We start from the raw sequence: 6399 nt of genomic DNA, 5'->3' as shown, positions 1-6399 counted from the left end.
ACCAACTCGGCGCTTCACAACCCGACGGGCGCGAGCCTATCGCCGCAGACCGCCTACCGCGTGCTGAGCGCCGCCACCGCCCATGGGCTGACGATCGTCGAAGATGACATATTCGCGGATTTCGAGCCCAGCCTGTCGCCGCGCCTTGCCATCCTTGACGGCCTCAACCGCGTCATCAGGATAGGCAGCTTCTCCAAGACGCTCTCGGCCTCCGTCCGCTGTGGCTATATCGCGGCAACGGCGGACTGGATCGAGCGGCTGGTCGATCTTCAGGTGGCGACGAGCTTTGGAGGCCCGAGCCCTGTTGCCACCGAGCTGATCGCGGGAGTGCTGGCAGGGGGCACGTATCGCAGGCACATGGACGAGGTGCGCCGGCGCCTTGCCAGGGCAAGGACCGAAGCCGTCGCTCGGCTGGCCGCCCTCGGCATCATACCGTGGACGATCCCGCGAGGCGGCTTCTACCTCTGGTGCCGCCTTCCCGAAGGACTGGATTCGGCGGCGATAGCACGACGGTGCATGGAGCATCGGATCGTTCTTGCGCCCGGTAACGTGTTCAGCGTGTCCCAGTCGGCCGCGCCGTTCCTTCGCTTCAATGTGGCGCAGATGAGTGACAGCCGCGTGTTCTCCGTCCTCGAGTAGGCGATGAAGCAATCGGCCGTTTCGTGACGGTCGTCGGCGCCGCCGCGTTCAGGGCGGACACCTCCCGTTCCCCAGACCCTACCAGGCGGTGAAGCCACCGTCGGCGTTGAATTCGCCGCCCGTGACGGCGGTGGCTTCGTCGCTGACGAGGTAGAGGACCAGTTCGGCCACCTCTTCGGGACGGCCGAGCCGCTTCATCGGATGCCGTGCTTCGAGGTCGCCGCGGGCGCCTGCCGGCAGGCCTTTCAGCCACTCCTCCACCATCGGTGTCACGATGTAGCCCGGGCAGACGAGATTGCAGCGCACGTTGTTCCTCGCCTTGGCGCAATGCAGCGCGATCGATCGGGTCAGCAGGCGCACGCCGCCCTTGCTCGCCACATAGGCGGCCGCATTGCCGTCGCCGACCTGGCTCAGCACCGAGCCGAAATTGACGATCGCGCCGCCGCCGCCGGCGCTCAGGGCCGGGATGGCATGCTTGCAGCCAAGGAAGGTGCCGTCGAGATTGACGGCCATCGTCCGCTGCCAGGTCTCGGCCGTGCATTCCAGAACGGTGTCTCCCTCAAGGGATATGCCGGCCGCGTTGACGAGGATGTCGAGACGGCCGAATTTTGCGACGATATGCGAGACGAACTCCTGCCAGGCTGCCTCGCTGGCGACGTCGATCGCGTGCCAGCCTTCCTCCGGCCGCGGCTTCAGGTCCGCATGGACGACCTGGGCGCCATGCTTGGCCAGAAGCAGGGCCGACGCCGCGCCGAGACCGGATGCCGCCCCGGTGACGAGAGCCACCTTGCCTTTCAGCGAGATCATGCCGTCGCCCCTCCGTCGATGGTGAATTCGCTGCCGGTGACGAGGGAAGCAGCACTGGAAGACAGCCAGGCGATCATGCCCGCCACCTCTGCCGGGCGGATCAGGCGGCCGATCGGCTGGGTCCAGTCCGCAACGTCCGAGAGTTTCATGGTTTCCAGGAAGGTCTTCACCATCGGTGTCTCGACGACGCCCGGATGGACCGAATTGCACCGGATGGGATAGTTTCTCGACGCGCAGAACAGCGCGACTTCCTTGGACAGCAGGCGCACGGCGCCCTTGCTCGCGTCATAGGCGGCCAGCTCCGCGTCTCCCTTCAGGCCAGACACCGACGACACGTTGACGATCGCGCCGCCGCCGCTGTCGTTCATGAGAGGAATGGCGGCCTGGCAGCCCCAGAAGGTTCCATCCACGTTGACCGCCATCACCTGACGCCACGTCTCGTAGTCCGTGTCCTCCACCGTCCCTTCGCGGAGGATGCCGGCGGAGTTCACGAGGATGTCGAGGCGGCCCCACCGGTCGCGGACGGTTTCGACGAGCGCCTGCCATTGTTCGCGGCTGCGCACGTCGTGCTGCACGAACAGGCCGCGTTCGCCGAATTCGTCGAGCCCCTCGCAGCGGTCCGCGATATCCGTGACGACGACGGTTGCCCCTTCGTCGGCCAGGCGCTGCCAGCTTGCCCTGCCGATACCCGAAGCGCCTCCCGTCACGATCGCGACGTGCCCGTCAAACCGCGCCATCGCAGTGTTTCCTTTTTCCTGGATCATGCGGCCTGCTCCTGCTTGAGCGGCATATGGCTGCGGAGGAAGCCGGCTATCCGATCGAGCGACTGGGCGGCTTCGGGCAGCTCGCGATAATATTCGAACACGTGCCACAGGCCGGGCCAGTCATGCAGTTCGGCTGCTCCGCCCGCCGTCGTGATCGCTGCGGCCAGCGCATGCGCCTGTTCCTCCAGGATGTCCCGGCTGCCGGTCGTGATGACGATTGGCGGGAGATCGGACAGGGTGCCGAACAGGGGCGACAGGCCCGGCTGCGAGAGGTCGCTTTCAGGCCCGGCATAGAGGCGGGCCGATTCCATCAGGTTGCGCCGGGTGAAGGTCGGGTCGATGCCGTCATTGGCGGAAGGCAGGCTGTGGGTCAGGTCGACCCAGGGCGACAGGAGGGCGATCGCAGCCGGCCGGCGCAGACCCTCGCGCTCCGCCCTCTGCAACATGGCCAGTGCGAGGCCGCCGCCGGCCGATTCCCCCACGACCCAGAAAGGACCCTCTTCCGAGGCGAAGGCACGATAGGCCGCGAATGCGTCCTCGAGGGCTGCCGGGTAGGGGGCCTCCGGCGCCAGCCGGTAGCGGGGCGCGAGCGATATCGCCTGGAGCCTCCCCGAGAGGGCGCCGATCACCGGCATGTCGAGTTCCGGCTCGCCCGTGACGTAGCCGCCGCCGAAGAGATAGAAGAGGCGAGGCACCGGCATGGAGGCACCGGCTTCCTGTTCCAGCGATTTCGGGATCACCCGCAAGGCTGCGATATCGCCGAGGCGCGCCTGGGACAGGCGTAGGCCGAAGGCCTGGGCGGAGGCTTTCGCCTCCGGGCGATAGAGCTGGGCAAGCTGGTTGCGCGTCTTGACAATGCTGCCGGCCGCGAGATGAACCGGCACGACCGGCAGGTTGTCCTTGAGGAATTGTCGGGCCTCGGCGCTCAAGCCTGCATCCTCTGCGGCGCGCCGAGCGGCGTCGTCTTCCGGTGGTGTGAGCGTGACGTTCGGGAGGCGTATCGCGAGATAGCGATAGAGAAGGCGCCTGGCCCGCTCGACGGTGAAGGTCACCGGATTGGCGAGATTCTGCCACAAGCCGTCCATCAGGATGGAAAGCTCCTCGGCGATGTCGCGCGCTTCGGCCACGTCCAGCCCCATGCCGCGCAATTCGTGCGTCAGGTTGCTGATCAGCCGGCGGTCGTAGGCGCGTTCGATCCGCTCCAGCAGGGGGAAGTCGCGCATCGTCGAATAGATGACGAGCCAGGCCGTCACCGCCTCCGGCGTCAAGGTCGAGGGGGATATCTGCGCTTCGATAAGGGCAAGCATCCGCTCTGCCGGCGACCGCGCAAGACCGAGGCGGCGGCGGGTGTCGGTGGCGAGGTCGCGATAGATGCTGCGAAAGGTTTCCAGCAGCAGTTCGTCCTTGTCGTCGAAATAATGCATGATCAGACCGGGCGCGATGCCCGCCTCCCGGGCGATGCGGCTGGCGCTGGTGCGGGCAATGCCCTCCTGATGGATGCAGGTCTTGGTCGCGGCGATAATCTGGCGCCGTCGAACCGGCTCCATTCCGACTTTCGGCACGTCAGCTCCTTTCCCCGGAGAGGGAACAATGAGTCGACTTTCCGGTTGAGTCAATTTATTTTTATTGTACCATTCAATAATAATAATTTCGACCGCGAGGACTCTCATGACGGCTCAGGTTTCGAAGGGGAAACCGGCGAACGCCTCCTCTGACGCGATCATGGATCTCATTATCATCGGCTCGGGCTTCGGCGGGCTCGGCATGGCCTTTCACGCCGCCCGGCAAGGGCAGCGCTTCCTCGTCCTGGAGCGGGCCGAGGACGTAGGCGGCACCTGGCGGGACAACATCTATCCGGGCGTCGCTTGCGATACGCAATCTCACCACTACAGTTTCTCCTTCGCCCCGAATCCCGACTGGTCACGCCGCTTCGCGCCCGGGCCGGAAATCCATGCCTATCTGCGTGACACGGCGAACCGCTTCGGCATCACGCGCAACATCCGCTTCGGCTGCAATGTCACGAGGCTTCGTTTCGACATGGCCGACACCCTCTGGCACGTCGAAAGTAGCCGGGGAATCTTCCGCGCGCGGACGGTCGTTTCCGCCATGGGGCAGTTGACCGAGCCGGCGTTCCCGGCGCTGCCGGGCCTTGCGGATTTTGCCGGTCCCGTCCTGCATACGGCAAGATGGGATGCCGGCTTCTCGGCGAGCGGCAAGCGCATCGGCGTGATCGGCACCGGCGCCAGCGCTATTCAGCTCGTGCCTGAACTGGCGGCGGAGGCCGGCCACCTGACGCTGTTCCAGCGCAGCGCGCCGTGGATGTGCCCGAAGGACGACCGCGACTTCACCGAGAGCGAGAAACGTCGGTTTCGCCGGTTCCCCCTGTGGCAGCGCCTGTACCGCTATTCGATCTACTGGTCGTGGGAGCGCTCATGGCCCGAATTTCTCGATGGCTCGCGCAGGCAGAAACGCCGCAGCAGGGAAATGCTCGAATGGCTGGACGGCCAGGTGGCATCGCCGGAGCTGCGCCGGCAAATGACGCCCGACTATCCGCTGGGATGCAAGCGGGTGCTGCTTTCGGACACGTTCCTGCCGGCGCTGGAGCGCCCCAATGTCGATGTCTGCACGGCACAGATCCGCCGCGTGACGCCCGGCGGGGTGGAGCTTGCCGGCGGAACCAGCATCGACCTGGACATGCTGGCGCTTGCGACCGGTTTTACCGCCCAGGAGTTCCTGCCCGGCCTTGCCGTGATCGGCGCAGAAGGAAAGGAACTGCACGAAGTCTGGGAAGAAGCCGGCGGCGCCGAGGGCTACCTCGGCATAATGGTCCCCGGCTTCCCGAACTTTTTCATGATGTACGGGCCCAACACCAACCTCGGCCACAACTCCATCGTCTTCATGCTGGAGTGCCAGGCGCATTTCATCTCGAAGGCGATCCGGCGGCTCCACCGCTCCAATAAAAAGACGATCGCAATCGATTCCCACGAGATGGCCGGCTATCAGCAGACCCTCCAGGACGAGCTCGCCCGGACCGCATGGGCCGGCAACTGCACGAGTTGGTACAAGACCGGGTCCGACAAGATCACCTCGAACTGGTCGACCACCACGCTGGGCTACTGGCTGAAATCGCGGTTCTGGCCAAAGCGGCTAAGCGTGGACTGAGACCATGTGCGCGGCCCGCATGCGTGGCGCGCCCGGAGATTTATGCTTTCGATCCGAGAGAGGAGACATACGGATGCGAATTTGCAAGCTTGTGGCGACGGTGGCGTTTTCCATCCTCGCCGGTAACGCCTTTGCGTCGGATGGCGCCGGGTGCAAGACCGCCCGGCTCGCGGACGGAAACTGGACGGACAACATCGCGCAGAACGGACTGGCGGCGGTCCTCCTGAAACCCCTCGGCTACGACACGCACCTGGAAGTGCTGTCGGCGCCGCTGATTTTCGCCTCCCTCAAGAACAAGGACGTCGACGTTTTTCTCAACTCGTGGTCGCCGAGCGTCGACAGCCTGGTCAAGCCTTATCTCGACGACGGATCGGTCGTGCAATTGACCGTCAACATGACTGGCGCCAAATGGACGCTGGCCGTACCGGACTACGTGTGGGAAGGCGGCCTGCGGAATTTTTCCGATATCGCCAAGTACCGGGACCGTCTCGACAGGAAGATCTACGGCATCGAATCGGGCAGCGACGGCAACCAGATAATTCTGGACATGATCGCGGGCGACGCGTTCGGTCTCAAGGATTTCGAACTTGTCGAGTCTTCGGAACAGGCGATGCTGACGGAGATACAGCGCAAGGTGCGGGGCAAGGACTGGGCGGTGTTCATGGGATGGGCTCCGCACCCCATGAACAACCGGCTTGCCATGCGCTATCTCGAAGGTGGCGACGACTGGTTCGGCCCCGACCAGGGCGGGGCGACGGTCTGGACCGCCGCGCGGTCGGGCTTTGCGCAGGAGTGCCCGAATCTCGGCCGGTTCTTCACGAGCCTGAAGTTCTCCGTCGAGCTTGAGAACACCATGATGGGCTATATTCTGGAAGACGGCATGGATGGGCCGGCAGCGGCCGTGAAGTATATCGGCCTGCACCCCGAACTTCTCGAAGGCTGGCTGGAAGGCGTAACGACGCTCGACGGTGCGGAAGGGCTGCCTGCGGTCCGGAAGGGCCTGGGGATCGACTGAGGGCAGGCGACC

General features: G+C 65.0%; 6 protein-coding genes. 3 read left to right on the top strand and 3 right to left on the bottom strand.

Annotation, left to right across the window (positions count from 1 at the left end; translation table 11 throughout):
• Nucleotides 1–639, top strand: a 639-nt coding sequence (locus tag ACFOHJ_RS06810) for an aminotransferase class I/II-fold pyridoxal phosphate-dependent enzyme (RefSeq protein WP_378219732.1), incomplete at its 5' end; no start/stop codon positions are given.
• Nucleotides 640–717: 78 nt separating this feature from the next.
• On the opposite strand, the gene ACFOHJ_RS06805 is transcribed toward ACFOHJ_RS06810, so the two are convergent.
• Genes ACFOHJ_RS06805 through betI form a run of 3 tightly spaced genes read right to left on the bottom strand, consistent with a single transcriptional unit; the run spans nt 718 to nt 3772 of the window.
• Nucleotides 718–1446 carry an SDR family oxidoreductase gene (locus ACFOHJ_RS06805; protein ID WP_378219731.1) on the bottom strand — a complete coding sequence of 243 codons (729 nt, stop codon included), beginning with the start codon at nt 1444–1446 and terminating at the stop codon, nt 718–720.
• Nucleotides 1443–2210, bottom strand: coding sequence for a glucose 1-dehydrogenase (locus ACFOHJ_RS06800; protein WP_378219730.1), 768 nt, complete (start codon nt 2208–2210; stop codon nt 1443–1445). Before ACFOHJ_RS06800 ends, ACFOHJ_RS06805 begins: the two co-directional genes overlap by 4 nt.
• A complete protein-coding gene (betI, locus tag ACFOHJ_RS06795; RefSeq protein WP_378219729.1) occupies nt 2207–3772 on the bottom strand; it encodes a transcriptional regulator BetI in 1566 nt (521 codons plus the stop codon). The genes ACFOHJ_RS06800 and betI overlap by 4 nt, the downstream gene beginning before the upstream one ends.
• A 160-nt stretch (nt 3773–3932) precedes the next feature.
• On the opposite strand from betI, the gene ACFOHJ_RS06790 reads away from it, so the two are divergent.
• Both ACFOHJ_RS06790 and choX read left to right on the top strand, forming a co-directional pair.
• The gene (locus ACFOHJ_RS06790) at nt 3933–5372 is read left to right on the top strand and encodes a flavin-containing monooxygenase (RefSeq protein ID WP_378219728.1); all 1440 of its coding nucleotides are present in this window, start codon (nt 3933–3935) and stop codon (nt 5370–5372) included.
• Nucleotides 5373–5445: 73 nt separating this feature from the next.
• Nucleotides 5446–6387 carry a choline ABC transporter substrate-binding protein gene (gene choX / locus ACFOHJ_RS06785; protein WP_378219727.1) on the top strand — a complete coding sequence of 314 codons (942 nt, stop codon included), beginning with the start codon at nt 5446–5448 and terminating at the stop codon, nt 6385–6387.
• Nucleotides 6388–6399: the final 12 nt, after the last annotated feature.

The sequence above is a fragment of the Aquamicrobium soli genome, assembly GCF_042646345.1.
Classification (GTDB): Bacteria; Pseudomonadota; Alphaproteobacteria; order Rhizobiales; family Rhizobiaceae; genus Mesorhizobium; species Mesorhizobium soli_A.
Note: the sequence above shows the minus strand (reverse complement) of the source record. Positions and strands in the feature narration are given on the sequence as shown.